General features: G+C 64.3%; 23 protein-coding genes. 9 read left to right on the forward strand and 14 right to left on the reverse strand.

Annotated elements, in window-relative coordinates:
• Nucleotides 1–105: 105 nt before the first annotated feature.
• Nucleotides 106–1062 carry a FecR domain-containing protein gene (locus AB688_RS06370; protein ID WP_063542866.1) on the reverse strand — a complete coding sequence of 319 codons (957 nt, stop codon included), beginning with the start codon at nucleotides 1060–1062 and terminating at the stop codon, nucleotides 106–108.
• A complete protein-coding gene (locus AB688_RS06375) occupies nucleotides 1049–1564 on the reverse strand; it encodes a sigma-70 family RNA polymerase sigma factor (protein WP_063542868.1) in 516 nt (171 codons plus the stop codon). Before AB688_RS06375 ends, AB688_RS06370 begins: the two co-directional genes overlap by 14 nt.
• Nucleotides 1565–1745: 181 nt before the next feature.
• Here AB688_RS06375 and AB688_RS06380 point away from each other — a divergent pair, with 181 nt between their 5' ends.
• The 3 genes from AB688_RS06380 to AB688_RS06390 all read left to right on the forward strand — a co-directional run bounded on the left by AB688_RS06380 (nucleotide 1746) and on the right by AB688_RS06390 (nucleotide 6044).
• Nucleotides 1746–2372, forward strand: a complete 627-nt coding sequence (locus AB688_RS06380; RefSeq protein ID WP_063542870.1) for a DNA-3-methyladenine glycosylase family protein — start codon at nucleotides 1746–1748, stop codon at nucleotides 2370–2372.
• A 153-nt stretch (nucleotides 2373–2525) separates the two neighbouring features.
• Nucleotides 2526–3587, forward strand: coding sequence for a bifunctional DNA-binding transcriptional regulator/O6-methylguanine-DNA methyltransferase Ada (gene ada, locus AB688_RS06385; RefSeq protein WP_063542872.1), 1062 nt, complete (start codon nucleotides 2526–2528; stop codon nucleotides 3585–3587).
• A 54-nt stretch (nucleotides 3588–3641) separates the two neighbouring features.
• Complete coding sequence (locus tag AB688_RS06390; RefSeq protein WP_063542874.1) at nucleotides 3642–6044, forward strand: DUF3772 domain-containing protein; 2403 nt, start codon at nucleotides 3642–3644, stop codon at nucleotides 6042–6044.
• 156 nt (nucleotides 6045–6200) lie between these two features.
• On the opposite strand, the gene AB688_RS06395 is transcribed toward AB688_RS06390, so the two are convergent.
• From AB688_RS06395 to AB688_RS06420, 6 genes are all read right to left on the reverse strand, one after another.
• A complete protein-coding gene (locus AB688_RS06395; protein ID WP_063542876.1) occupies nucleotides 6201–7631 on the reverse strand; it encodes an aldehyde dehydrogenase family protein in 1431 nt (476 codons plus the stop codon).
• 14 nt (nucleotides 7632–7645) lie between these two features.
• Nucleotides 7646–9145 (reverse strand): purine-cytosine permease family protein, encoded by a 1500-nt coding sequence (locus AB688_RS06400; RefSeq protein WP_063542878.1) that lies wholly within the window; start codon nucleotides 9143–9145, stop codon nucleotides 7646–7648.
• Nucleotides 9146–9227: 82 nt separating this feature from the next.
• Nucleotides 9228–9617, reverse strand: coding sequence for a YybH family protein (locus AB688_RS06405; RefSeq protein ID WP_063542880.1), 390 nt, complete (start codon nucleotides 9615–9617; stop codon nucleotides 9228–9230).
• Nucleotides 9618–9749: 132 nt separating this feature from the next.
• Nucleotides 9750–11540 (reverse strand): hypothetical protein, encoded by a 1791-nt coding sequence (locus AB688_RS06410; protein ID WP_063542882.1) that lies wholly within the window; start codon nucleotides 11538–11540, stop codon nucleotides 9750–9752.
• Between the two features lie 28 nt (nucleotides 11541–11568).
• A complete protein-coding gene (locus tag AB688_RS06415; RefSeq protein WP_063542884.1) occupies nucleotides 11569–12279 on the reverse strand; it encodes a hypothetical protein in 711 nt (236 codons plus the stop codon).
• 133 nt (nucleotides 12280–12412) lie between these two features.
• Nucleotides 12413–12892: an Lrp/AsnC family transcriptional regulator gene (locus AB688_RS06420; protein WP_063542886.1), complete on the reverse strand. Its 480-nt coding sequence runs from the start codon at nucleotides 12890–12892 to the stop codon at nucleotides 12413–12415.
• Between the two features lie 226 nt (nucleotides 12893–13118).
• Here AB688_RS06420 and AB688_RS06425 point away from each other — a divergent pair, with 226 nt between their 5' ends.
• Nucleotides 13119–13586 (forward strand): hypothetical protein, encoded by a 468-nt coding sequence (locus AB688_RS06425; protein ID WP_063542888.1) that lies wholly within the window; start codon nucleotides 13119–13121, stop codon nucleotides 13584–13586.
• A 43-nt stretch (nucleotides 13587–13629) separates the two neighbouring features.
• The gene (gene mdeB / locus AB688_RS06430; RefSeq protein WP_063542890.1) at nucleotides 13630–16338 is read left to right on the forward strand and encodes an alpha-ketoglutarate dehydrogenase; all 2709 of its coding nucleotides are present in this window, start codon (nucleotides 13630–13632) and stop codon (nucleotides 16336–16338) included.
• Between the two features lie 61 nt (nucleotides 16339–16399).
• Here mdeB and AB688_RS06435 read toward each other — a convergent pair whose 3' ends face one another.
• Nucleotides 16400–16909 carry an Lrp/AsnC family transcriptional regulator gene (locus AB688_RS06435; RefSeq protein WP_063542892.1) on the reverse strand — a complete coding sequence of 170 codons (510 nt, stop codon included), beginning with the start codon at nucleotides 16907–16909 and terminating at the stop codon, nucleotides 16400–16402.
• Nucleotides 16910–17066: 157 nt separating this feature from the next.
• Here AB688_RS06435 and AB688_RS06440 point away from each other — a divergent pair, with 157 nt between their 5' ends.
• The 3 genes from AB688_RS06440 (at nucleotide 17067) to AB688_RS06450 (ending at nucleotide 19725) form a co-directional block, all read left to right on the forward strand.
• The gene (locus tag AB688_RS06440) at nucleotides 17067–18083 is read left to right on the forward strand and encodes a 1-aminocyclopropane-1-carboxylate deaminase (RefSeq protein ID WP_063542893.1); all 1017 of its coding nucleotides are present in this window, start codon (nucleotides 17067–17069) and stop codon (nucleotides 18081–18083) included.
• Nucleotides 18084–18204: 121 nt separating this feature from the next.
• A complete protein-coding gene (locus AB688_RS06445; RefSeq protein WP_063542894.1) occupies nucleotides 18205–18780 on the forward strand; it encodes a TetR/AcrR family transcriptional regulator in 576 nt (191 codons plus the stop codon).
• A 66-nt stretch (nucleotides 18781–18846) separates the two neighbouring features.
• On the forward strand, nucleotides 18847–19725 hold the full coding sequence (locus AB688_RS06450; RefSeq protein ID WP_063542896.1) for an SDR family NAD(P)-dependent oxidoreductase: 879 nt from the start codon (nucleotides 18847–18849) through the stop codon (nucleotides 19723–19725).
• A 17-nt stretch (nucleotides 19726–19742) separates the two neighbouring features.
• Here the strand turns inward: AB688_RS06450 and AB688_RS06455 are convergent, their stop codons facing one another.
• Both AB688_RS06455 and AB688_RS06460 read right to left on the reverse strand, forming a co-directional pair.
• Nucleotides 19743–20069, reverse strand: a complete 327-nt coding sequence (locus tag AB688_RS06455; protein ID WP_063542898.1) for a 4Fe-4S dicluster domain-containing protein — start codon at nucleotides 20067–20069, stop codon at nucleotides 19743–19745.
• Nucleotides 20066–21688, reverse strand: a complete 1623-nt coding sequence (locus AB688_RS06460; RefSeq protein WP_063542900.1) for an FAD-dependent oxidoreductase — start codon at nucleotides 21686–21688, stop codon at nucleotides 20066–20068. The genes AB688_RS06455 and AB688_RS06460 overlap by 4 nt, the downstream gene beginning before the upstream one ends.
• Before the next feature lie 148 nt (nucleotides 21689–21836).
• Here AB688_RS06460 and AB688_RS06465 point away from each other — a divergent pair, with 148 nt between their 5' ends.
• On the forward strand, nucleotides 21837–22763 hold the full coding sequence (locus tag AB688_RS06465; RefSeq protein WP_063542902.1) for a LysR family transcriptional regulator: 927 nt from the start codon (nucleotides 21837–21839) through the stop codon (nucleotides 22761–22763).
• 16 nt (nucleotides 22764–22779) lie between these two features.
• Here the strand turns inward: AB688_RS06465 and AB688_RS06470 are convergent, their stop codons facing one another.
• From AB688_RS06470 to pth, 3 genes are all read right to left on the reverse strand, one after another.
• Nucleotides 22780–23247, reverse strand: coding sequence for a DoxX family protein (locus tag AB688_RS06470; protein ID WP_063542904.1), 468 nt, complete (start codon nucleotides 23245–23247; stop codon nucleotides 22780–22782).
• A gap of 253 nt (nucleotides 23248–23500) precedes the next feature.
• Complete coding sequence (gene ychF, locus AB688_RS06475; RefSeq protein ID WP_054894617.1) at nucleotides 23501–24601, reverse strand: redox-regulated ATPase YchF; 1101 nt, start codon at nucleotides 24599–24601, stop codon at nucleotides 23501–23503.
• 22 nt (nucleotides 24602–24623) lie between these two features.
• Nucleotides 24624–25208: an aminoacyl-tRNA hydrolase gene (gene pth / locus AB688_RS06480; protein WP_054894616.1), complete on the reverse strand. Its 585-nt coding sequence runs from the start codon at nucleotides 25206–25208 to the stop codon at nucleotides 24624–24626.
• Nucleotides 25209–25263 lie beyond the last annotated feature (55 nt).

Consider the following 25263-nt stretch of genomic DNA (forward strand, 5'->3'; position numbering starts at 1 on the left):
GTTGGGTAGACCACTTTTCGGGCTTTGTTCCTTCAGGCCGAACGAGAATGAGATTCCACCTCATTTATTTTCATGACACAGGGTGACTGGCCAAACGCCCGGGGATCAGGCCAGGTCGATGCTCACCCAGTAGCGCGTGCGGTAGTCGATGCGTACCGGCAAGCTTCGTGCGATCAACAGCAGGATCTGATCGGTGTCTGCCAGGTGATAAGTCCCGGAAACCTTCAGCCCGGCGACTTCCGGTGCGCACCTGAGTAGCCCCGGCCGATACCGCGAAAGTTCGGCCACGAACTCGCCCAACGGCATCTGCTGCACGCTGAGCACGCCATCGGTCCAGCCCCACGGGTCGCCATGCAGGGCCGCCACCTCGGTTTGCCCCGAGGCACTCACCTGCAGCACCTCGCCGGTCTTTACCCACCGTGGGCGAGCGGAGGAGGGGAACAGCAGTACCTCGCCACGGCGAACCGCCAGCAGCAGGCCGTCGTCGTTCTCGCGCAGCAGCAACTGGCCGTTACGGGTGTCCATGTCGGCGATGGCGGTGTCGATGTGAAAGGTGCGGTTGTCGCTGGCATTGCTGTCCAGGCTGACTTCGCCGCGAATCAGTGTCAGCAGGCGCAGGTCGGCACTGTAGCGCAGGTCGATGGCGCTGGCGGTGTTGAGCTGGATGCGGCTGCCATCGCTGCCTTGCAAGTCGCGGCGCTCGCCGGTCGCGGTGCGGCTGTCGGCCATCAGCGCTGGCAGGCCCAGGGGCTCGCGCGCGGTCCAGAGAGCCCCGCCGGCAGCGGCGAATGCGACCAACAGCTTGAGGTTGTTGCGCCGGCTCATGCGTTGGCGCTGGCTGCCCTCGAGGGTGCGCCGGCTCAGGTCAGGAGGCAGGCCGGCCAGTTCGTTGCCCAGGCTGGTGACCCGCTGCCAGGCCAGGGCGTTGTGCGGATGGCTGTGCAGCCAGTGCTGGAATTGCTGCTGATGGTGTGCCGATGGATCGTCGAAGCGCAGTTTCACCAGCCAGTCGATCGCCTCATCCACCTGGGCCTGAGCAGGGATGCGCTCAGGCGTCGGCATAGCGCAACCGATAGCAGGTGCCCAGCGCCCGGGCCAGGTCGCGCTCGACCGTGGCCCGGGACACTTCCAGGTGCGCGGCGATCTGCGGGATGCTCAGGCCATCGAGCTGGGCCAGCAAGAATGCCTGGCGCACCCGCGGCTTGAGCAGTTGCAGGGCGCGGTCGAGGCGTTCGAGGGTGTCGAGGATCACCAGGCGATGCTCCTCGCTGGGCGCTTCGCCTTCGGGCAGGCAGGCCAGGCTTTCCTGATAGGCGCGTTCCAGTGCACGGCGCCGGAACTGATCGATCATCAGCCCGCGGGCGACGCTGCTGAGGTAGGCGCGCGGCTCTTTCAGCGGTGAAACCTGACGCGCGCGCAGCAGGCGTACGAAGGTGTCCTGGGCGAGGTCCGCGGCATGTTCCCGGCAGCCGACCCGTGCCCGCAACCAGCCGCGCAGCCAGGCGTGGTGAGCCTGGTAGAGCAGATCGACTTCGGCAGGCTTGAGCATGTCGTTCATCTGCATCGTGGCTGCGGCCCTGGTTGCGAAGGAGTGAGGAGGTGACTGTGAATAGTTCTCAATTCTATGCGGGGCAATGCTGTCGGAGCAATGGCATACCAGGAATTTGTCGCGCAAGATTCGGCGATCTTGCGATGAACGGTTGGTCTAACATGGGGCTTTCAGCTCATTCCACGGGTAACGTGCCATGATCCATGCCGATCTCTCGCCGCACGCCTATCAGCAGGCGATCGACTTCCTCAGCGGGCTGGACCCGGACTGGGCCCGGCATATCGCCGCGGTCGGGCCGTGCCTGCACCGCGCTACGCCTGGGCGTGAGCCGTTCGAGGCGCTGGTGCGGGCGGTGGCGTATCAGCAACTGCATGCCCGGGCGGCCGAGGCGATACTCGGGCGCTTGCTGGCGTTGTATCCGCAGGTGGCGTTTCCTGCGCCCGAGCAGTTGCTCGCCACTGACCCCGAGGTGTTGCGCGGTTGTGGCTTCTCGGCGAGCAAGCTGGCGAGCATCCTGCACATCGCTCAGGCCCGCCTCGAAGGGGCAGTGCCCGGGCGCGAAGAGGCGCTGACGATGAAGGACGAGGCGCTGATCGAGCGCCTGGTGGCCTTGCGTGGCGTGGGGCGCTGGACGGTGGAGATGTTGCTGATCTATAGCCTCGAGCGGTCGGACATCCTGCCGGTGGATGACTTCGGGGTGCGCGAGGGATACCGTCGCCTGAAGGGTTTGGAGAAGGCACCGACGCCTGCGCAGATGCGCTCGCTGGGCGGGGTCTGGAGCCCTTATCGGACGGTGGCGGCCTGGTATCTGTGGCGGGCTTGAGGCTGGGCCTTTTCGCGGGCAAGGGTGTGCTGGCTCTTGTAGGAGCGGGCTTGCCCGCGAAAAGGCCGGCACAAAATAACCCCGCAAGAACCGGAGAGCCCAGCCCAACAGAACCTGCCACGCTGACAACCAATCACCCCAGAGGCCCCGCCCATGCCAGCCACCCCGTACAACACCGATGCAGCCCGCTGGCAGGCCGTCCAGGCCCGCGATCCAGAAGCGGCCGGTCACTTCGTCTATGCCGTGCGCACCACGGGCATTTATTGCCAGCCAGGCTGCAAGTCGCGCATGGCCAAGCGCGAAAACGTCGAGTTCTTCGATGATGCCGTCGCTGCCGAAGCCGCCGGCTACCGTCCGTGCAAACGCTGTACGGCAACCCTCGCCGACCCTGGCGCCAGGCGTACCGCGCTGGTTGCGCGTGCCTGCCGGCTGATCGAATCCCACGACAGCGCGCCTCAACTCGAGCAGCTGGGTGCTGAACTGGGTGTCAGCCCCTTCCACCTGCACCGCTTGTTCAAGGCCGAAACCGGCCTCACACCCAAGGCCTATGCCTCGGCCTTTCGTGCCAGACGCTTGCGGGAGGGGCTGGAGCAGGCTGGCAGCGTCACTGACGCGATCTACGACGCAGGCTACAACTCCAACAGTCGCTTCTATGCCAGCGCGGGCCAGCGCCTGGGCATGCAGCCGCGTGAGTACCGGGCCGGCGGCGTGGGCGCGACCATTCGATTTGCCCTTGGCCAGTGCTTTCTCGGGGCGATCCTGGTGGCGCAAAGCGAGCGCGGCATCTGCGCGATCCTGCTCGGCGATGACCCGCAAACGCTGCTCGAACAGTTGCAGGACCAGTTCCCCAAGGCCCATTTCATCGGTGGTGATCCTGCTTTCGAGCGCCTGGTTGCCGAGGTGGTGGGTTTTGTCGAGCAGCCGTCGCTGGGGCTGCAACTGCCCCTCGATGTACAGGGCACCGCCTTCCAGGAGCGTGTCTGGCAGGCGCTGCGCGAGGTACCGGCGGGCGGCCGGGTCAGCTACAGCGATATCGCCGAGCGCATCGGCGCACCCAAGGCGGTGCGTGCCGTAGCCCTGGCCTGCGCAGCCAACCGCATTGCCGTGGCAATTCCCTGCCACCGAGTGGTACGGCGTGACGGCGATGTCAGTGGCTATCGCTGGGGCGTGGAACGCAAGCGTCAGTTGCTGGCGCGAGAAACGGTCATCACCTGATCGCCGCGGCAGCGTAGAATCCTCCGCCTGTCGAGCTGTATAGAGGGGATTTCGATGAGGCGTATGAGCCTTGAGCGTTTTTACGTGGGAATTTTGGCATTGTTGCTGTGGGTGGCGACGCCTGCCTGGTCGGCGCCGGCCACGCCGGTATCGAGCCTGGCCGCTGCCGAACAGCAGGTGCTGGACGAAGATGCCAGCCTGGATCAGTTGAGCGACCGGCTCGACCAGATCCGCCAGGGCGTGACCAGCAATGCCAATGACGATCTGCTCTCGCAACTGCGTCAGTCGGCGCTGCAGGTTCAGCGCCAGGCCGATGCCCTGGCCACGCAGCGTACGGCGGATGTCGCCCGGCTGGATGATCAGCTCAATGTGCTCGGGCCGGTGCAGCCCGAGGAGCCCGAGAGCCTGACGCGCCAGCGCCAGCAACTGGACAGGCAGAAAAAGGCCCTGGTGGCCGAGCAGACCGAAGCTACCCAGCTCACCCAGTCGGCGCGTGACCTGTCTACGCAGATCGTCAACCTGCGCCGCAGCCTGTTCAACTCGCAGATCACCAGCCGCGCCGCCAGCCCGCTGAGCCCGGCGTTCTGGTCGAGCCTGATCCGTCCTACCGATGAAGACGTGGCGCGCCTGCGCGACCTGCGCGGCGAGGCGGCAGATGCTGTGGCCAGTGCCCTCAGCGCCGAGCACCGCTGGTTGTTCATTACCGCGCTGGTCGCTGCTGTGCTGGTCTGGACCTTGGTGCGCAAGGTGCTTGAGCGCCTGCTGGCCGATGCGATGATCCGCTGGCTGCCCGAAGGCCGCTTGCGCCGCAGCGCCCTGGCCTTGAGTGTGGCGCTGGCCACCCTGGCGACCATCGCCGGGTCCGTGTCGCTGCTGCGCTGGGGCCTGGAAAGCAGTGCCGAGCTGGGCGCGGATCTGGCCAGCCTGACCAACCACGTCCTTACCCTGGTGGTGTTCAGCGCCTTCATTTCTGGCCTGGGCCGCGCCATGCTGATGCTGCAACGCCCGTCCTGGCGCCTGCCGCCGATTCCCGACGAAGTGGCCAGCGCCCTGGGCTGGTTCCCGCAGGCTTTGGCCCTGGCGTTGGTGCTGCTGCTGACCCAGGAGCGCATCAACAGCGTCATCGGCACCAGCCTGGCGCTGACCCTGGCCACCAACGGCCTGACCGCGCTGGTGGTATCGCTGCTGTTCGTCGCTGTGCTGGTGCGCTATCGCCGCACTCGCCGCCAGCATGGGCTGGAGCGCCCGGCGGGCCTGGCGGGTCTGATCCCCTTCGTGGTGGTGGTGTGGGTCATCGCGATCCTGCTGGCGCTGCTCACCGGCTACCTCACCCTGGCCTACTTCCTGACCGCCAAGTTGCTGTGGATCAGCGTCGTGGCGGTGTGCGCCTACCTGCTGGTGACCGTGTTCGGCGACCTCTGCGAAACCTTGCTGTCGCCGCGTCAGCCCGGTGGGCTGGCGCTGGCCTCGGCGCTAGGCCTGCAGCAGCGTCACCAGGCCCAGGCCAGCACGGTACTGGCCGGTATCGGTCGGACCGTATTGCTGTTCATCGCCGCGTTGCTGGCCTTCATGCCCTCGGGCACCAGCCCCGGCGAGCTGCTGCTGAGCCTGGCCGACTGGGATGGTAGCGGTGGCAAGATCCTCGGCAATCTGAACATCGTGCCCCAGGATATCTTCCTGGCGCTGGCGATCTTCTTCGGCGGGCTGTTCGCCATCCGTGTGGTCAAGCGCTGGCTAAGCGAGCGTCTGTTGCCGGAAACCGACATGGACGCTGGCATGCGTGCCTCTTTGGTGACGCTGGTTGGCTACCTGGGCTTCCTGTTCCTGGCCATGCTGGTGATGTCGACCCTGCACATCAACCTGACCAGCCTGACCTGGGTGGTCAGTGCGCTGTCGGTGGGTATCGGTTTCGGTTTGCAGCAGATCGTGCAGAACTTCATCTCCGGCCTGATCCTGCTCACCGAACGTCCGGTGAAAGTGGGCGACTGGGTCAGCCTGGCGGGGGTGGAAGGTGACATCCGGCGCATCAACGTGCGCGCCACCGAGATCCAGATGTCCGACCGTTCGACGGTGATCGTGCCCAACTCGCAGTTCATCTCCCAGAACGTGCGCAACGTCACCATGGCCAACGCCCTGGGGGTGGTCGGTGTGACCCTGACCCTGCCCCTGGAGACCGATGCCAACCACGTGCGCGAGCTGCTGCTGCAGGCCTATCGCGACCACGAGGCGATCCTCGATGCCCCGGCGCCGTCGGTAACCTTCAAGGATTTGACCGCCAGCGGCATGGTGCTCAGCGCCAGCGGCTACGTGGCCGGGCCGCGGCAGGTGTCGGGCGCGCGCAGCGACCTGCTGTTCGCCATTCTCGGGCGCCTGCGCGAGGAAGGCATCGCACTGTCGTCGCCGCAGAGCATGGTGTTGCTGCAGGAAGGGACGCGGGCGGTTGACGAGTCGGTGTGACACAAATGGGGCCGCTTTGCGGCCCATCGCGGGACCCGCCCGCTCCCACAGATTTAGTGGGATATCCGTCCACCCTCTGCGCATGCCCCGATCAGTGTGGGAGCGGGCGGGTCCCGCGATGGGCTGCAAGGCAGCCCCAACTGCATCACCGAGACCTCAGCCTACGCACCGCGTCACGTGCTTCACCGACAGATACCCCGACAATCCCCAAGGCCCAAGCTCGCGCCCGATCCCGCTGCCCTTGGTGCCCCCCCATGAAGTTTCGACGAACACCGCCTGCACCGAATTGATCCATACATGCCCGACCTCCAGCGCATCAGCCACGCGCTCGGCGCGTTCGAGGTCCGCTGAGCAGACCGTGGCTACCAGGCCGAAGCGGCTGTCGTTGGCCTGGGCGATCGCTTGTTCCTCGGTGGTGAACCGGCGTGCGCACAGCACCGGGCCGAAAATCTCTTCGCTCCACAAGCGGCTGGTCTCGGGCACATCGACGTACAGTGTCGGACTGACGAACCAACCCTCTGCGTCCAACGCCTTGCCTCCGGCCAGGCACTTCAGCCCTTCCTCGCGCGCGGTGGCGAAATAGCCGGCGACCTTGAGCCACTGCGCCTGGCTGGTCAGCGGTCCCATCTCCACTTCCTCGACCAGCGGGTTGCCCACGCGCAGTTTCTCCAGCGCCGCCTGCAGCCGTGGTAGCAGCGTGTCGGCGATACCGTCCTGCACCAGCAGGCGCGAGGTGGCCGAGCACATCTGCCCGGCGTTCCAGGTGATGCCGGCGACAATCCACTCCACCGCCTGGTCTGGGTCGCAGTCGTCGAACACAACGATCGCCGACTTGCCGCCCAGCTCCAGTGTCACTGGCCGGCACTGGGCTGCGGCGCTACGCATGACCTGGCTGCCGACGGCATTGCTGCCGGTGAACGACAGCTTGTCCAGGCCGTTGTGGCCACTCAGCGCCGCGCCGGTCTCGGCCTTGCCGTTGACGATGTTCAGCACCCCGGCCGGCAGCCCAAGCTGTTGGGCGATCTGGCCGTAGGCCTGTTCGATCAGTGGGGTGATCTCCGAAGGCTTGAGCACCACGGTGCAGCCGGCGGCCAGGGCCGGGGCGAGCTTCCAGGCGCTGGTCACCAGCGGGAAGTTCCACGGCACGATCAGCCCGACCACGCCGACGGCTTCCAGGCGGGTACGCGCGGTAAAGCCTGGAGCGGCCAGGGGGACGTCGCGGTTCTTCTGCGGCAGTTGTTCGGCGAGCTCGGCGTAGTAAGCGAAGGTTGCCACCGCGTCGTCCAGATCGATCTCGGCCTCGTGCCGTGGCTTGCCATTGTTGCGCATCTGCAGCGCGATCAGTTCTTCGCGGCGGGCACCGAGTTGCTCGGCAAATCCGCGTAGCAGGGCCGCGCGCTCGGCGGCCGGGCGGCTCTTCCAGGCGGGCAGGGCACGGCGTGCGGCTTGCACCGCCTCGTCGACCTGGGCGCTGCTGGCCGATCTCAGCTCGGCGAAAGGTGCGCCCAGAGAGGGATCGTAGACGCTGATGCTGTCGTTGCCTTGGCCTTCGACCCAGCGGCCGTCGATGTAATGGGGAGTGGTCATGGTCGGGGTTCCAGTCAGGCCATTTCGGCAGTGGTCACGGGTGTCACGGGAGCGCTTTTGCAACGTACCCAGCGCGGGCCGCGCGGGCCGTAGACACCGGCAGGTTCGGGGAACAGGTTGAGCAGGATCAGGTACAGCACGCCGGCGATGCCGAGGGTGACCGGCAGGCTCAGGTCGATGCCGCCAGCCAGGTCACCGAGCGGGCCGACGAACTGTCCCGGCAGGTTGACGAAACAGAGGCCCACGGCGGCGCTGGGGATCCAGGCGCCCATGCCGCGCCAGTTCCAGCCGTGCAGGAACCAGTAGTGCCCGCCACGCTGGCCGCGGGTGAACACTTGCAGGTCGTCGGCGTGGTAGAAGCCACGGCGGGTGATCAGGCCGAGGATCATGATCACCATCCACGGGCTGGTGCAGGTGATGATCAGCACGGCGAAGGTCGACACGCTCTGCACCAGGTTGAAGGCGAAGCGGCCGATGAAGATGAAGGCGATCGCCAGCACACCGATCAGCAGGGTGGCGGCCGCGCGGCTGAGCAGGCGTGGGAACACGCTGGACATATCCAGCCCGGTGCCGTACAGCGCGGTGGTACCGGTGGACATGCCACCGATCACGGCAATCAGGCACACCGGCAGGAAGAACCAGGCCGGCGAGATCGCCAGCAGGCCGCCGACATAGTTGTTGGCGGCGATGTAGTCCGGCGCCTGGCTGGCCACCAGGGTCGCGGTGCACAGACCGAACAGGAACGGGATCAGGGTCGCGGCCTGGGCCAGGATCACCGCCAGCATGATGCGCGATTTCGGGGTCTGGCGCGGGATGTAGCGTGACCAGTCACCGAGGAACGCGCCGAAGGACACCGGGTTGCTCATGGCGAGGATCGCGGCGCCAACGAAGGCGGCCCAGAAGCCCGGCTGGCCGAGATTGACGCTGCCGGCGAAGCCCGCGTCGAACGGGCCGGCGAAGGCGGCGATGCCGAGCAGGAACAGCAGGCTCGAAGCCCATACCGCAATCTTGTTGACCCACAGCATGAAGCGGAAACCAAAGATGCATACCACCAGTACCAGCACTGCGAACAGGCCATAGGCCAGACCCAGGGTGAGGTCGGTTTCGGGCAGCCCGACCAGGCGCTTGGCGCCGCCGATCAGGGCATCGCCCGAGCTCCACACCGACAACGAAAAGAACGCCACGGCGGTCAGCAGCGACAGGAACGAGCCGACGATGCGTCCGTGTACGCCAAAATGCGCGCCCGACGAGACGGCGTTGTTGGTGCCGTTGAGTGCGCCGAACAGCCCCATGGGGGCAAGGATCAGCGAACCGACACCGACGCCGAGCAGGATCGCCCACAGCCCCGCCTGGAAGGACAGCCCGAACAGTACCGGGAAGCTGCCGAGCACGGCGGTGGCGAAGGTATTGGCACCGCCGAAGATCAGGCGGAACAGGTCAAGCGGGGTGGCGTCGCGTTGATCGTCGGGGATCTGTTCGACGCCATTGGTCTCGATACCGGTCGAGTGGCTCATGGTGATGCTCCAGCGCGAGTGTTGTTGGCCTGTGGGCTTTGTTGTTGGTGCGATGGCAGTGCGGCAAGGCCGTTGTCGAAAGTCAGGTGCAGGAGGCGACCGACAGGTGTTCATGGCACGCCAGCCAGCGCTCGCCTTGCAGGCGGAACACGATGGTCTCGCGCTCGTTCAGCGCCTGTTCCTGCTCGGCAATGCGAATGCGTGTGGCCACGTCGTGCATGAAGATCGCCAGATCGCCCTGCAGGCTCACGTGGGCATTGCTCGACGCGCAGTCGAGCACGGCAAAGCCGTCGGCTTGCCACTGAGCCCAAAGGTCTTCATAGGCGCGCCGAGACAGCAGCGGGTGGGGCAGCGTATGGAACAGGAAGGTGGCGTCTTCGCTGAAACAGGCGAAATAGCGGGCGGTGTCGTTACTGGCAAAGGCGTCGACGAGGTCGGCGGCAGCTTGCCGTACCTGGAGGGTCTGGTCCACGGGAGTGGCCTCACGGTTATTGTGATTGTGGTGAGGCGATTCTGGAGAGACGTGCCAAGGGGAAAAATCGGCGGGGGCAAATAATCAGTTCACGATTTTCTGAACTGATTATTTGCCCCCGCCGGGCGGCCATTAATCGGCGTTGAGTTCGTTACGGTAGTTTTCCAGGTACACCTGACGCTCGTGGCTGGCGGCATTGCGATCGGCTGCGATCATGTCCAGCTTGCCCGCCGCCTCGGTGAGATAGGCGGGCAGTTCATCGTTGGTGATGTACTTTCCGGACAGTTTGTTGAGCTTGCTCCAGCCGTCCTTGAATGTCAGGGCGAAATGATCGGAGACAATGCCGACGGCGATCCACTGCCCGGTCTGGCTGATGAAGAATGCGTCGGTGGACTCACACAATTGCGAAAAGAGGTAGTCGCGACTCGAGTCGATGTCTTCGGCATCTTCGAACTCTTCGATCTGCTCTTGGGCATCCTGGCGGATGACCTCCATGAAGTCGCAGAACGAGCGGAAGAAGAACGCTATTTCCACGACGATTTCACGGGTGCGCTTGAGGGCGCTCACGCTCAGGTTCAGTGACCTGATCGCCAGCTCGATGATCTCCTGCTCGCTGCCCTTGCCTGCCATCAGCACGGAAACTTCCAGCAGTTCGGCTGCCTGTTCGCGCCTGGCGGTCTCGTACTTGTCGGCATTATCGAGCATCTGCAGCTGCATCTGGCGCAGGTTGTTGGCCTGTGCCCGGCTGGCATCGCTGATATCACCGGCTGCCGAGGCCAGAGCCTGGAGCGCGGACTCCAGTGATCCAAGGTGCTCCTTGGCCTCCTGGTGCTTGGCCTTGGCCTTGGCCAGAAGCCCTTCGGCTTCGGTGATCCGGTTCTCCAGCACCTTGAGTTTGCCGGTGTCGGCCTCCTTGCCTTTCTGCGCCTGATAACCTGAGATCGACGTCTGCAGTTTGTCCACCTCCTCCTTTATCAACGCCAGTTCGGCGCGATGCTCGGAGCGCTCTTTCTTCAGGCGGATGAGGTCGCCAGTGGCGTTGCCCTGGGCACCGTTGGCGCCTTTTCCGACGCCTGCGGCGACTGAGGCAGCGGCGACCAGAGACGAGCTGCCGCCGCTGGCAGCCATGGCCGCCAGTGGCATGGCGGCCGATATCACCTGCGCAGCACCACGCAGGATGCCTGCCCAGAAGGCGCGCTCCTCGGAAGACTTGGCTTGATTTGCATAGTCGCGGGCGAGTGACTCGTAGCGCTTGACCTGTTGTTGCATGTCGGCTATCAGCGATTCCAGTTGTTTGCTGCGAGCCTTGTGCTGAAGAATTTCCTGGCGAATTTTTTCGTTGGCCTCAAGTGTCGTGCTCAAGGCCATTTCGCTGCTGGCAGTCACTTCGTGGGTGTCATCGATGATGCAATCGTAGCGGTCGACGATGGTTTGCAGGCTCGCGTTGACCGCCATGGCCGAGTTTTTGATCTCGTTGGCCATCTCCATCAGTTCTTTGTTTACGAAGCGCTTGATCTGCGCGATGTCACCGGTTTCCTTGGCGGCGGTCCAGCCGGTCAGGCCGCGGTTGAGCTTGCGGGTGAGACGGCTGGCGGCATTGCTGGCGGCCTTGATCTGGCGTTCGCTCTCCTGCTGCGCTTTGATCAGGTTGTTCATGATGCTGCTGATCTTGACGCGGATGTCGCCGTTGCGTTGGGGCGTGGTGTTGTAGGCGATGTAGAGCAGGTCGATGGCGTGATCCGTATCGATCTTCGCGCGTGATGAGTCGTAGGAGCCTTCGATCCTGTTCACATAGTGAGTCACGAGCGGGCTGTCGACGGTTGGCAGGTTCAACGGTTGGGATGCGCCATGGGTTGCCAGTTCCTGACGGATGTTTTTTTCGATCAGGGCTCTGCGGCTGATGAATGGGGTAAGTTCAGACATGGTGGACCTCTTCTGTGAATTGGGAGAACTATCCAGCGGGGGCGTGGAACCAGGGGGATGTCTGTTGCCCGAATCCAGGGGGGGCTGTTGCCGCGCAGTCGTCGATCCATGCCATCGAATAGAAGGCAACGTCACTGAGCGGTGACCAGAGCGTTTCGAGCAGCGCATGGGTGTCGTCGAGTGCCGACTTCAGCAGAGGGTGCAGAGGCAGGACCTCCTCGGCGTAGCACTGAGGGCCGCGTTGGGGGTGTTCACAGTCATGGCGTGCGGCGGTGAATGCGTCCAGTTGCTGGAGTAGGGCACTCTGTTGTTGGCGGGTGCTGCTGAGTGCCGGTTTCATCACCGTCAGGTTGCGCTCGTCGAGCCGGGTCGAGTGGATGGCGCTCTGGTTGTTCCAGATTTCGTTTTCAAGCGCTTCCAGACGTATGCGGTGCTCAGGGCGCCACGACACTTTTTCGTAGTCCTGGCGCTCTTGGTCCAGCTGCTGGTGAAGGTGTGCTATACGACGTTCGATTTCGGGAATCTGTCGCAGCCTTTCACCCATGGTGGGCTCCAGGCCATGGATCTTGTCGATGAGCAGCCGCTCAAGACTCTCCAGATGCGGTGCGCATTGTTCGGCACGGCGCTCCAGTTGCAGGGTCTCGGCCTGCGGGTCGGCAGGCTGTGCACTGGCGAGCCCGGTGTACAGCAAGGCCACCGCCAGAACCGGCAATTGCATGGATGCTTTGATGAGTGGCATGGGACGCTCCGTTCCTGGGGGAAGCGGAGCGTCTTCGACGAACCGCTCCCGGCATTAGAGCGTCGGGGCACAGCTCGAAAAAGAAGGAATGGATGCACGCCTGGGACGGTTTACCAAGGCGGGTGGCGTTGCCTCAGATCGAGATGAGACCGCCCGATTTCACCTCGTTGAGCACGAAGAAGGTCCGCACCTGCCGCACCCCAGGCAGGGCGATGATCTGCGTATTGTGCAGGTGGTTGAAGGCCGGCAGGTCACGCACGCGGATCTTCAGGAAGTAGTCCACATCCCCCGCCACCAGCCAGCACTCCAGCACCTGCTGCAGGTTGCGCGCGGCCGCTTCGAACGCGGCGAAGCTCTCGGGGGTGGAGCGATCCAGCACCACGCCGATGAGCACCACGGTGCCCTGCTGCAGCACGTTCGGATCGACGTGGGCATGCACCCCCTTGATCACGCCCGCATCGAACAGCCGTTTGGTGTGGTTCCAGCACGCGGTGGTGCTCAGCCCGACCTTCTTCGCCAGTTCCGCGTTGCTGATTCGGCCGTTGGCTTGCAGTGCGCGCAGGATCTTGCGTTCGTGGGTGTTGACCTCGATGGGCTTGGCGGGCTCTTTCATCGCGTTTCCTCGGTCTGGTGTGTAGCCCGCTTGCCGTCAGGTTTGTGCGGCTGCCGGGATGATTGCCTGCTTTACGAAGCCATGACGGGACAGCCTTCAGTTGGGGCTTGAAGCTTGGAAGGTTGTTCCTGTTCAAGGGTAAGAATAGGTATGAAATTCAATCGTGCGCTGAGTATCGTTCTGGAGCAGGTTTCATGCGCACAGACCCGACGAGAGGGAGCAGGCCATGCTGACGATTTCCAGGTTCGCAAGGTGGGTGAAGGCGCCATCGCAGGACGTGGCGGTGGTGGTGGTGTCCAGTGCAGCGTTGCCCGAGATTCTGAGCATCGGGTTGCACGCTGCGCTTGAGGGCTGGAACGAAGTTGCCCATCTGCACGTGCAGGACATGGACGGCCTGCAGGCCAACTGGCTGGCAGCAGGCGATGGGCAGCGCACGCTTGCCGCCGAGTCGGCGTGCGAGGCCAGCGCCCTGTTGCGAGCGGTCTCCAAGCGTTGCTACCTGCTGGACCTCGAGAGCGACGGGCAGGTGCGCCTGGCATGGCTAGGCTCAGTGTGTGGCCATGAGCTGCGCTGCCTGCAGCTCGATCCCGCGATCAATCGCCAGGGCTCGCCCGTGACACAGGTCGAGCAGGTCGTCGATGTCGCGCGGATGCTGGTCAAGCGAATTCTCGAGGAACGCTTCCTGGCGGTCTGAAACCGTCCCCCTCCAACAAGTACACCGAGGTGCAAGTGCTGTCATGAGCATCCATCAAGCTGCAGGATCGTTGCGCGAGCCGTCCGCCGAGGACGACATCGACACCCAGGGCCTGGATGAGTGGCGCGACGCGTTACTGTCGCTGCTCGAACACGAAGGCGCGCCGCGCACGCGGGCTCTGCTCGACAGGCTTGCGGCGCTGGCGCGGCATCATGCCGTGGGCTGGCAGCCAGGGCATGGCACGCCCTATATCAACAGCATCGGCGTCGAGCAGCAGCCGGCCTTTCCGGGCGATCTGGCGACCGAGGAGCGTCTGGCCTCGATCATGCGCTGGAACGCGCTGGCCATGGTGGTGCGCGCCAACCAGGCCTACGGCGAGCTGGGCGGTCATATTGCAAGCTACGCCAGTGCTGCCGACTTGTTCGAGGTCGGCTTCAACCACTTCTTCCGTGGCGGCGATACGCCGGGCACGGGCGACCTGGTGTTCTTCCAGCCGCACTCTGCGCCGGGTGTCTACGCCCGGGCCTTCCTCGAGGGCCGCTTGCAGGTTGAGCAGCTGGAGCACTATCGACAGGAAATCACTGCACGGCGCCGCGATGTGCAGGGCCTGTCGAGTTATCCACATCCCTGGCTGATGCCTGATTTCTGGCAGTTTCCGACCGGCTCCATGGGCATCGGGCCGATCAGTTCGATCTACCAGGCGCGCTTCATGCGCTACCTGGAGCACCGCGGCCTGCGTCAGGGCGCTGGGCGGCGCGTGTGGGGGGTATTCGGCGACGGCGAGATGGATGAACCGGAAAGCATGTCGGCGCTCACTCTTGCGGCGCGCGAGCGCCTGGATAACCTGGTGTGGGTGGTCAACTGCAACCTGCAGCGCCTGGACGGCCCGGTACGTGGTAACGGGCGCATCATCGATGAGCTGGAGGCACTGTTCAGCGGTGCTGGCTGGCGGGTGATCAAGCTGGTCTGGGGATCGGATTGGGATGGCCTGTTCGCCCGCGATGCAAGCGGCGAGCTGGAGCGCACGCTGTCGGCCACCGTCGATGGGCAGTTTCAGACCTTCGCCGCCAAGGATGGGCGCTACAACCGCGAGCATTTCTTCGGCCAGAGCGAGGCGCTGGCCCGGATGGCCCAGGGCATGAGCGACGAGCAGATCGACCGGCTCAAGCGCGGTGGTCACGACATGGTGAAGATCCATGCCGCCTACCATGCCGCCCAGCAAGGCGATGGTCGCCCGACCGTGGTACTGGCGCAGACCAAGAAAGGCTACGGCATGGGGGAGGCGGGGCAGGGCAAGATGACCACGCATCAGCAGAAGAAGCTCGACCGCGAGGCGCTCATGGCCTTCCGCGATCGCTTCAACCTGCCATTGAGCGATGAGCAGACCGAGTCCCTGGCCTTCTACAAGCCCGCCGACGACAGCCACGAGATGCGCTATCTGCATGCACGTCGCCAGGCACTGGGCGGTTACCTGCCGTCGCGACCACGCCAGGCCGAGGGGCTGCCGGTGCCAGCGCTGGCCAGCTACGCGGCGTTCGCCACCCAGGCCGATGGCAAGGAAATGTCCACCACCATGGCCTTCGTGCGCATGCTCGGCGGGCTGCTCAAGGACCGCCAGCTCGGGCCGCGGGTAGTGCCTATCGTCGCCGACGAGGCGCGTACCTTCGGCATGGCCAACCTGTTCAAGCAGATCGGTATCTATTCCAGCGTCGGCCAGCGCTACGAGCCCGAAGACATCGGTTCGATCCTCTGCTACCGCGAGGCGCTGGACGGGCAGATCCTTGAAGAAGGCATCAGCGAGGCGGGGGCGATCAGCTCGTGGGTGGCGGCGGCCACCAGTTATTCCGCCCATGGCCTGCCGATGCTGCCGTTCTACATCTACTACTCGATGTTCGGCTTCCAGCGCATCGGCGACCTGATCTGGGCTGCCGCCGACCAGCGCGCCCGTGGTTTCCTGCTGGGCGCTACCGCTGGGCGTACCACCCTGGGTGGCGAAGGGCTGCAGCACCAGGACGGCCACAGCCTGCTGATCGCCTCGACCGTGCCCAACTGCCGTGCCTACGATCCGGCGTTTGCCGGTGAGTTCGCGGTGATCCTCGACCACGGCATGCGGCGCATGCTCGAAGCGCAGGAAGACGCGTTCTACTACGTCACCCTGATGAACGAAAGTTATCCACAGCCCAGCCTGCCGGATGGGGTCGAAGGCGATATCATCCGGGGGCTCTACCGGTTGGAGCAGCACATGCCGGAGGGGGCAACTGGCAAGGTACGGTTGCTGGGCTCAGGCACGATCCTGCGCGAGGTGCAGGCGGCGGCACGCCTGTTGGCACAGGACTGGGGCGTGGCCAGCGAAGTGTTCAGCGCCACCAGTTTCAGCGAGCTGGCGCGCGAGGCACGGGAGGTGGAGCGCTGGAACCGGCTGCATCCGCAGGAACCGGCGCGGGCCAGTCACTTGGTGCAGTGCCTGCCCAAGGGCGCGCCGGTGATCGCCGCGACCGATTATGTCTGCGCCTGGCCGCATCTGGTTGCGCCGTATGTGCAGGATCGTTTCGTTGCCTTGGGCACCGATGGCTTCGGGCGCAGCGACAGCCGTGAGCAGCTGCGTGGCTTCTTCGAGGTCGACAGTCGACAGATCGTGCTGGCGGCGCTTTCGAGCCTGGCCGATGAAGGTGTGTTGCAACGCCAGCGGTGTGCCGATGCCATCGCGCGCTATGGCATCGAGCCTGAGGCGCCAGTGCCTTGGGCGTGTTGATCACCGACTGCGCTGTTCTCTTCGCGGGCTTGCTGGCGAAAAGAACAGCGCAATCTCCCCTCTACAACACGATTCGTGTCGTCGAAAGCACCTGGCGCAAGCCCATGAACGATCGGATCTGGCGTACTCCTGGCAGGTACAGCAACTGTTCGGCGTGCAGGCGGTTGAAGCTTTGGCTGTCGCGTGTGCGCAGCAACATGAAGTAGTCGAACTCCCCCGTCACCACATGGCACTCCATGCACCCGGAGACCTTCTGCGCGGCCGCTTCGAACGCGGCGAAGGATTCCGGGGTGGAGCGGTCGAGCACCACGCCTATCAGCACCACCATCCCTGCATCGAGGCGTTCGCTGTCCAGTAGGGCGACGATGCCCTTGATCAACCCCGCCTGCTTCAAGCGTTCGACCCGTCGCAGGCAGGCCGGGGCGCTGAGCTTGACCTTGTCGGCCAAGGCCACGTTGGCGATCGAGGCGTCCTGCTGCAGGGCGCGCAGGATCGCGCGGTCGATACGGTCGAGCTGTGGCGGGCCGGAGAGAGACGGTTTCTTTTGCTTGCGTTCATTTGTTGCTTTCAATACCTGATCCTCACAACAAAGTGATGTGAAATCATCGTTCAATAAAACAATAGCTCGAAATTCAGGGAAAACTTGCAACCCGTTTTTTGGCCAACCTCCCTAGCATTGACGCTATCGGAGCCCGCGATCCGCGCGTTTCGCAATTGGGAGCACAGCCATGAATCTGAGTCGCTACACGCGTTATCCGCTGACCTTCGGACCCTCCCCAATCACCCCGCTCAAGCGCTTGAGTGCCCACTTGGGCGGCAAGGTCGAGCTCTATGCCAAACGCGAGGACTGCAACAGCGGCCTGGCTTTTGGTGGCAACAAGACACGCAAGCTCGAATACCTGATCCCTGAAGCGCTGGCACAAGGCTGTGACACCTTGGTGTCGATCGGCGGCATTCAGTCGAACCAGACACGTCAGGTCGCCGCAGTGGCCGCGCACCTGGGCATGAAGTGCGTGCTGGTGCAGGAAAACTGGGTGAACTACTCCGACGCTGTGTATGACCGCGTCGGCAATATCGAGATGTCGCGCATCATGGGCGCCGATGTGCGGCTCGACAGCGCGGGCTTCGACATCGGTATCCGCCCCAGCTGGGAGCAGGCAATGGCTGATGTTCGCGCCAAGGGCGGCAAGCCGTTCCCGATTCCGGCAGGGTGCTCCGAGCATCCCTACGGCGGGCTGGGCTTTGTCGGCTTTGCCGAAGAGGTGCGCCAGCAGGAGGCGGAGCTGGGCTTCAAGTTCGACTACATCGTGGTCTGTTCGGTCACCGGCAGCACCCAGGCGGGCATGGTGGTCGGTTTTGCCGCCGATGGCCGCTCGCAGCGGGTGATCGGCATCGACGCGTCAGCCAAACCGGAGCAGACCAAGGCACAGATCCTGCGCATCGCTCGTCACACCGCCGAGCTGGTAGACCTGGGGCGCGAGATCACCGAGGACGATGTGGTGCTCGATACCCGCTATGCCTATCCCGAATACGGGCTGCCGAACGAGGGCACGCTGGAGGCGATCCGCCTGTGTGGCCGATTGGAGGGTGTTCTGACTGACCCTGTGTACGAGGGCAAGTCGATGGCGGGGATGATCGGTAGGGTGCGCGATGGGGAGTTCCCCGAAGGTTCGCGGGTACTGTATGCGCACCTGGGCGGTGTGCCGGCGCTCAACGCCTACAGCTTCCTGTTCCGCAACGGCTGATCGGTGACGCTGCCGTGCTCTTTGCGCTGGGTCGGCAAGGGTACCGCAGGTCGGGAGGACTTGCGTTCGAGGCGAATATGAATATGATTGAGCGCTCACTCAGTTAAGTGTCCACATCGCCATGGCCCGTCCCCGCAGTCACGACAAGCGCAACGCCATCCTCGCCGCCGCCAGCCAGGCGCTCGCCGAGGATGGCCTGAGTGCCACTACCGCGCGCATTGCGCGGCTGGCGGGTGTGGCCGAGGGGACAGTGTTCACCTACTTCGAAAACAAGGACGTGCTGCTCAACGCCTTGTACCTGGAGCTCAAGGCCGGTCTGCGCCTGGCCATGATGGCTGACTTTCCCCGTAACGCGACGACCGAGGCCGCTATTCGACATGCCTGGAACGGTTACGTCGACTGGGGTATCGGTAGCCCTGCGGCACGCGAGGCTCTGCGCCAGTTGAGTGTCAGCGGACGCATCGATGCCGAGCACCGTGCCGCAGGCAGCGAGGGTTTCGATGAGGTGGGGGCACTGCTGCGCGAGCGCACCGCTTCCAGCGGGTTGCCGGCAGAGCAGGCGCAGGCGTTCTATGGCGCGATGTTCGTGTCCATGGCCGAGACAGCCATGGAGTTCATCAAGCAGTCACCCGATCAGGCCGAGGCTTATCGTACGGCTGGATTCAATGCCCTGTGGGCGGCCCTTGGGGGACGCTGACAGGTTTTTTTATACCTTTTAAATGAGTGATTAATCACTCATATGCATCGGCGAAGGAGTCGAATCATGTCCAAAGTCTGGCTTGTAACCGGTGCGGCCCGTGGCCTGGGTCGCTCCATCAGTGAAGCAGTACTGCGCAACGGCGATGTTCTGGTCGCTGGCGCCCGTGACCCACGGCGCCTGGACGATCTGGTGGCGCAGTACGGCGAGCAGCACGTGCGGGTCGTCGCCCTGGACGTCACCGACGAGCAGGCCGCGCAGGAGGCGGTGCAACTTGCGCTCGATGCCTTTGGCCGCCTCGATGTGCTGGTCAACAATGCGGGTTATGGCCATACCGCGCCGTTCGAGCAGATGGCTGCGGATGACTTTCGTGCGCAGGTCGAGACCAACCTGTTCGGTGTCGTCAACCTGACGCGTGCAGTTCTGCCGGTGATGCGCAAGCAGCGTAGCGGCCATATCTTCCAGGTGTCTTCGGTGGGGGGGCGCACCTCGACGCCCGGCCTTTCGGCCTACCAGGCGGCCAAGTGGGCGGTGGGTGGTTTCAGCGATGTGGTGGCCAAGGAAGTCACGCCGCTGGGCATCCAGGTCTGCACCCTCGAGCCCGGTGGCATGCGCACCGACTGGGCGAGCGAGGCCAAGCGTCCGCTCGAGGGCATGCTGGAAGACTACGATGTGACCGTCGGCCATGTGCTGCGCCTGCTGGCGGGCTACGGTGGCAACGAAGTGGGTGACCCGCAGAAGATCGCCGAACTGATCGTGCAGTTGTCGCGCCGCGACGACCTGCCGTTGCGCCTGCTGCTCGGTGGCGATGCGTTGTACGTGTATGGGCTCGACGAGCGCGCGCGTGCCGAAGAGCTGGAGCAGTGGCGCGAGACAACGCTCTCGACGCATTTCCCCGATGCCCAGTTGCCCGCCGGCATGGACGGCTTGAAACGGCGCAGGTGATCCCGCGGCGACAGCCTCTAGATGCCTTTGATGAACTGGTAGCTTTCATCAAGGGCGGCGGTCGAGTGACGCCCCTTGCCCCAGCCGAGGGCTTCGCGGTAACCGCCGAGCAGGCCCTGTGCGGTCAATTGCTGTTCGTCCACTGCGGCCTGTTCATCGGCCAGTGGCGAGACGAACAGCGCATCTTCCGGGCAGTAGACCTCGCACATGAAGCAGGTCTGGCACTCGGATTGCCGCGCGATCAGCGGTGCCTGGCCGGGCATCGCTTCGAACACGTCGGTCGGGCATACCAGCACGCAGATGTTGCAGCCGGTGCAGCGGTCGGCACTGATCAGTTCGATCATGCGGCTTTCTCCGGCAGCAGGCTGTGGTCGGCGGGGCCGAGTGTTTCGCGTGCGGTCCAGACCTCGTCGAGGCCGCCGCTGATGAGGCGGTGACGCTGCTCGGGGTCGAGCCGGGGATGATCGTCGCGCCGGTGCATGCCTCGGCTTTCGGTGCGGGCCAGGGCGCTGCGGTACATCCAGCGTGAGGTGGCAAGCAGGGCGGCCGCTTCACGGGCGCGCAGCAGGTGTTCGGGGCTGGCGGGCGCGGCCTGGCGCAGCTGCTGCCACAGCGGGTCGAGGCGGCCAAGCGAAGCGTCGAGTCGGTCGCCCTGGCGGAACCAGTTGCGTTCGTACGGGAAGACTTCGGCCTGGACGGCGCGGATCGTCGCTTCCGGGTCGAAGGCATGCTTGCCTTGCCCTCGCAGCCCGACCGTACCGGACTGTAGCAGGCGGCGCATGGCGCTGCCGCGCTGGTCGCGGGCGAATTCGGCGGCCCCGGCCCCGGCCCATAGCCCGGAGGACAGCGCCCAGGCGGCGTTACGGCTGCCGCCGCCGGTGAAGGCGCCGCAGATGAGTTCGCGGGTTGCAGCATCGCCAGCGGCATACAGCCCGGGTACCGAGGTGGCGCACTGGTCGTTGCAGATACGCAGGCCACCGGTGCCGCGCACGGTGCCTTCCAGGCGCAAGGTCACCGGGAAGCGATCGCTGAACGGATCGAGCCCCATGCGTTGGAAGGGCAGGAAGAAGTTCGGTTGCGCCGAGCGCATCCATTGGCGGGTAGAGGCATCGGCGCGGTCGATGCAGGCGAACACCGGCTCGTTCATCAAGGTCTTGGCGATCACACCGCGACCACGCGCCGAGCCTGCCCCTTCGATCTCACGGCCATCGGCATGGTAGAACGTGGCCCAGGAGTACAGCGCCGACTTGGTCACCGAGGCGAAGGCTGGCCCCAGGCCATAGGCATTGGAGAACTCCATCCCGGAAAACTCCGCGCCTGCTTCGGCAGCCATCAGGTGGCCGTCGCCCGTCAGCACATTGCAGCCCAGCGCTTTGCTGAGAAAAGCCACGCCACCGGTGGCCAGCACTACTGCCCCGGCACGCACGCTCCAGCGCTGCTGCTTCTGCCGGCTGATGCCGGTGGCGCCGCTGACCTGGCCGTGCTCATCGACCAGCAGTTCCAGCGCCGGACTGTGATCGAGAATGCGCCCACCCGCCTGTTTGACCCGCTTGCGCATCAGGCGCATGTACTCGGGGCCCTGCAGCGACACCCACCGCTGGCGGCCCTGTTCGTCCACCGGGAACGGATAGCCCCATTCGGCGAGCAACTCCAGATTGCGCCAGGTCTGCTCCAGGACGCGATCCATCCACCGCGGCTCGGCCAGCTCGCCGCCCATGGCATAGCGGCTCGCTTTGGCGACCTTGCGGGCTTCGGCCTCCGGCGCCACACACCACACGGCAGTGCCGGAGGGCGCAGTAGCCCCGGAGGCGCCGCAATAGCCTTTGTCGACCAGGATGACCTTGGCGCCCTTTGCGGCAGCGCCAATCGCCGCCCACGCACCGGCCGGGCCGCCACCGATCACCAGCACATCGGCGCTGTACTCGCGTTCAGTTCCTGAAGTGTCTTCTTTCGCAATACTCATGGTGGCTGTCCTGCCGCATCTGGATTAACAAACAACATATATTCCAATTGGTTATTAAAATATATTTGTTTGTTTTTTTTGGTTCTTTAAGACTAAGATTCCCCGCCCGCATACACAATTGCTTTTTGCAAAAGAGGTCATGCATCAAATGCATTACGAGCTGAGGAATCTCCGGCATTTCGTTGCCTTGATGAATCACCGGAGTTTTTCCCTCGCGGCACAGGCCGTGAGCCTCTCGCAGCCGGCCTTCAGCCGCAGCATCCAGGCCCTCGAGCATCAGGCCGGCTGCAAGCTGTTAGAGCGCGAGCAAAAGGGATTGCCGCCGACAGCACAGGGGCAACTGCTGCTGTCGTATGCACTGGACATCCTCGGCAAGGCGCAAGAGCTCGGTGAGAAGATCAGCCGCCTCAACAGCGCTGATCGCGACATGCTGTACTTCGGCTGCGCTCCGGCACCGGCTGCCGGCCTGGTGCCGCGCACGCTGGCGCGCTTCATCGCCTTGCAACCGCAGGTCAACGCGCACTTCGTCGTCGATACCCGTGAAAACCTCAACAGGCGCTTGATGGCCGAAGAAATCGAGTTTTTCATCGCCAGTTCGCAAAGCTTCGAGCTCGACCCCAACTACCGCATCCGTCAGTTGCAGCCGCGCAGCTGGTGCTTTTTCTGCCGTCACGACCATCCACTGGCAACCCAGGAAGGTGTTACCCGCGAGCAACTGCTCGTCTTCCCGATGGTGTGCTCCTTCGGTGTGCGCAGCCTCGTGCTGCAGTACTCGGGGCGTCGTGATTACCTGCCGGCGGTGGAGTGCGAGAACGGGCGGCCGTTGCTGGATATCGTCCTGCAGTCCGATGCCATCGGCTGTGCATCACAGCTGCAATTGAGTCTGGCGGCAGAGGAGGGGGCTCGATTGCATCAGCTCAAGCCGGTGGACATCTCACCGGACCTTGAAGCCCTGCAGATTCGTGACGGCGTGGTGAGCCTGCGCCGTCATGTGCTGTCGCCCCAGGCCGAGGCGTTCATCGAGTTGTTGCAGGCGATGGACCAGGCGCCAGGTGGGGATGCGAGCGTTGCCTGAACGGGCCGTGTTGCACTTAGCGCCCGTGCCACAACGTGTGGTCCAAGGCAAAGCGTCCGCCGCCCCGGATGGCCATGTACAACGCCAGGCTGCCGAGGATCACCGGATATTCGATGCCCCGGTCCACCCACGGCCAGGTCGGACCGAGGGCGTAGCTGATCCCGACCATCTCCGCCGCCATGGCCAGGGCAACGGGCCGGGTCAGCACGCCGACGACGAGCATCAGCGCGCCGACGGTTTCCAGCAGCATCACCAGAAACGCCAGTTCGGCAGCGAACGGCAGGCCCATCACGTTGCCGATGAGGTGGGTCGAGCTGGCCATCGGATCGGCCATCGAGCCATGTGAGTCACCCAGCAGCTTGGGCAGCCCGTGGGTGAACATGACGATGCCCAGTACACCGCGCAGCAGGGCGTAGAACACCGGCTCCAGCCGTGCCTGAAGATTGCGGGCGGATGGCAGGGTGTCGCGGGGAATGCTGGTCATGTGCGGGCCCTCGCAGTGTTGCTTGCGTCAATGGTCGACAGTGGAGCGGTTGATTCAATGATGGTGGTTGATGCCGGCGGGATAAAGCGGGGGGATTGGACTTGTCAATTCCAGCTGCATTAACAGTAGCCGTGATGTTCGCCTAGCGGCCCTCGCCCATCGAGGCTTCCAATAGCCAATAAAAAACCGCGCAAAGGCGCGGTTTTTTATTGGCTGGGAGTGAGGCGGCGTACCGAATGCTCCTGCAGCGCGATCAGACGTTGAAGCGGAAGTGCATCACATCACCGTCCTTGACGATGTAGTCCTTGCCTTCCAGGCGCCACTTGCCGGCTTCCTTGGCGCCGCTTTCACCCTTGAACTGGATGAAGTCGTCATAGGCGACCACTTCGGCGCGGATGAAGCCCTTCTCGAAGTCGGTGTGGATGACACCGGCCGCTTGCGGGGCGGTGGCGCCAACGCGGACGGTCCAGGCGCGGACTTCCTGCACACCGGCGGTGAAGTAGGTCTGCAGGTTGAGCAGCTCGTAGCCGGCGCGAATCACGCGGTTCAGGCCGGGTTCTTCAAGGCCGAGGGCCTCGAGGAACATGTCCTTCTCCTCACCGTCTTCCAGCTCGGCGATCTCCGCTTCGATCTTGTTGCACACCGGCACCACGACCGCGCCTTCTTCCTCGGCGATGGCTTTCACCACGTCCAGGTGCGGGTTGTTGTCGAAGCCGTCCTCGGCAACGTTGGCGATGTACATGACCGGCTTGCTGGTCAGCAGGTGGAAGCCACGGATCGCGGCCTTTTCATCGTCAGCCATGTGCTTCATCAGGCTGCGCGCAGGCTTGCCTTCGGTGAAGTGCGGGATCAGCTTTTCCAGCAAGGCCTTCTGTGCCAGGGCCTCCTTGTCGCCGCCCTTGGCGTTGCGAGCGACCTTCTGCAGTTGCTTTTCGCAGCTGTCGAGGTCGGCGAAGATCAGTTCGAGGTCGATGATCTCGATGTCGCGCTTGGGGTCGACGCTGTTGGAGACGTGGATCACGTTCTCGTCTTCGAAGCAGCGCACCACGTGGGCGATGGCGTCGGTCTCGCGGATGTTGGCGAGGAACTTGTTGCCCAGGCCTTCACCCTTGGAGGCGCCGGCGACCAGGCCCGCGATGTCGACGAATTCCATGGTGGTCGGCAGGATGCGGTTCGGCTTGACGATCTCGGCCAGCGCCGCCAGGCGTGCGTCGGGCATTGGCACGATGCCGCTGTTCGGCTCGATGGTGCAGAAGGGGAAGTTCTCCGCCGCGATACCGGATTTGGTCAGGGCGTTGAACAGGGTGGACTTGCCGACGTTGGGCAGGCCGACGATGCCGCAATTGAAACCCATGGGAATTCCCCTTTCTAGAAAGTCAGGCCTTCTGGCTGTGCAGTTCGCGCATGGCCTTGGCGAAGTCGCCGGCCAGCACGTCCGGCAGCACGCCGAGGGCAAAATCGATGCTGGCGTCGAGCTTCTCCTGCTCGGCGCGCGGCGCGCGGCCCAGGACGAAGTTGGAGACCAGTTTGGCGTCGCCCGGGTGGCCAATGCCAAGCCGCAGGCGGTGGAAGTCGTTCTGGTTACCGAGCTGCGCGATGATGTCGCGCAGGCCGTTATGCCCGCCATGCCCGCCGCCACGCTTGAGCTTGGCGACGCCGGGAGGCAGGTCGAGTTCGTCATGTGCCACCAGGATCGCTTCCGGCTTGATACGGAAGAAATTGGCCAATGCCGCCACGGACTGGCCGCTGCGGTTCATGTAGGTGGTGGGAATCAGCAGGCGAACATCGTTGCCCTGATGGCTGAACTTAGCCGTCAGGCCAAAATACTTTTTGTCAGCGGACAGCGAAACGCGCTGGGCACTGGCAATGCGTTCAACGAAAAGAGCCCCTGCGTTATGCCGGGTCTGTTCGTATTCGGGGCCGGGGTTACCCAGGCCGACGATCAACTGGATGGCGGTCACGTCAGGGGCTCTTTCCTTGGAGTTGGTGGGTTACGGTGCGCGCGGCACTGTAACC

This window comes from Pseudomonas putida, assembly GCF_001636055.1.
In the GTDB taxonomy this organism is placed as follows: Bacteria; Pseudomonadota; Gammaproteobacteria; order Pseudomonadales; family Pseudomonadaceae; genus Aquipseudomonas; species Aquipseudomonas machongensis.

Coding starts and splice junctions, on each gene's coding strand:
- AB688_RS06370 (WP_063542866.1), bottom strand. CDS start 1,062: ATGCCGACGCCTGAGCGCATCCCTGCTCAGGCCCAGGTGGATGAGGCG.
- AB688_RS06375 (WP_063542868.1), bottom strand. CDS start 1,564: ATGCAGATGAACGACATGCTCAAGCCTGCCGAAGTCGATCTGCTCTAC.
- AB688_RS06380 (WP_063542870.1), top strand. CDS start 1,746: ATGATCCATGCCGATCTCTCGCCGCACGCCTATCAGCAGGCGATCGAC.
- ada (WP_063542872.1), top strand. CDS start 2,526: ATGCCAGCCACCCCGTACAACACCGATGCAGCCCGCTGGCAGGCCGTC.
- AB688_RS06390 (WP_063542874.1), top strand. CDS start 3,642: ATGAGGCGTATGAGCCTTGAGCGTTTTTACGTGGGAATTTTGGCATTG.
- AB688_RS06395 (WP_063542876.1), bottom strand. CDS start 7,631: ATGACCACTCCCCATTACATCGACGGCCGCTGGGTCGAAGGCCAAGGC.
- AB688_RS06400 (WP_063542878.1), bottom strand. CDS start 9,145: ATGAGCCACTCGACCGGTATCGAGACCAATGGCGTCGAACAGATCCCC.
- AB688_RS06410 (WP_063542882.1), bottom strand. CDS start 11,540: ATGTCTGAACTTACCCCATTCATCAGCCGCAGAGCCCTGATCGAAAAA.
- AB688_RS06415 (WP_063542884.1), bottom strand. CDS start 12,279: ATGCCACTCATCAAAGCATCCATGCAATTGCCGGTTCTGGCGGTGGCC.
- AB688_RS06420 (WP_063542886.1), bottom strand. CDS start 12,892: ATGAAAGAGCCCGCCAAGCCCATCGAGGTCAACACCCACGAACGCAAG.
- AB688_RS06425 (WP_063542888.1), top strand. CDS start 13,119: ATGCTGACGATTTCCAGGTTCGCAAGGTGGGTGAAGGCGCCATCGCAG.
- mdeB (WP_063542890.1), top strand. CDS start 13,630: ATGAGCATCCATCAAGCTGCAGGATCGTTGCGCGAGCCGTCCGCCGAG.
- AB688_RS06440 (WP_063542893.1), top strand. CDS start 17,067: ATGAATCTGAGTCGCTACACGCGTTATCCGCTGACCTTCGGACCCTCC.
- AB688_RS06445 (WP_063542894.1), top strand. CDS start 18,205: ATGGCCCGTCCCCGCAGTCACGACAAGCGCAACGCCATCCTCGCCGCC.
- AB688_RS06450 (WP_063542896.1), top strand. CDS start 18,847: ATGTCCAAAGTCTGGCTTGTAACCGGTGCGGCCCGTGGCCTGGGTCGC.
- AB688_RS06455 (WP_063542898.1), bottom strand. CDS start 20,069: ATGATCGAACTGATCAGTGCCGACCGCTGCACCGGCTGCAACATCTGC.
- AB688_RS06460 (WP_063542900.1), bottom strand. CDS start 21,688: ATGAGTATTGCGAAAGAAGACACTTCAGGAACTGAACGCGAGTACAGC.
- AB688_RS06465 (WP_063542902.1), top strand. CDS start 21,837: ATGCATTACGAGCTGAGGAATCTCCGGCATTTCGTTGCCTTGATGAAT.
- AB688_RS06470 (WP_063542904.1), bottom strand. CDS start 23,247: ATGACCAGCATTCCCCGCGACACCCTGCCATCCGCCCGCAATCTTCAG.
- ychF (WP_054894617.1), bottom strand. CDS start 24,601: ATGGGTTTCAATTGCGGCATCGTCGGCCTGCCCAACGTCGGCAAGTCC.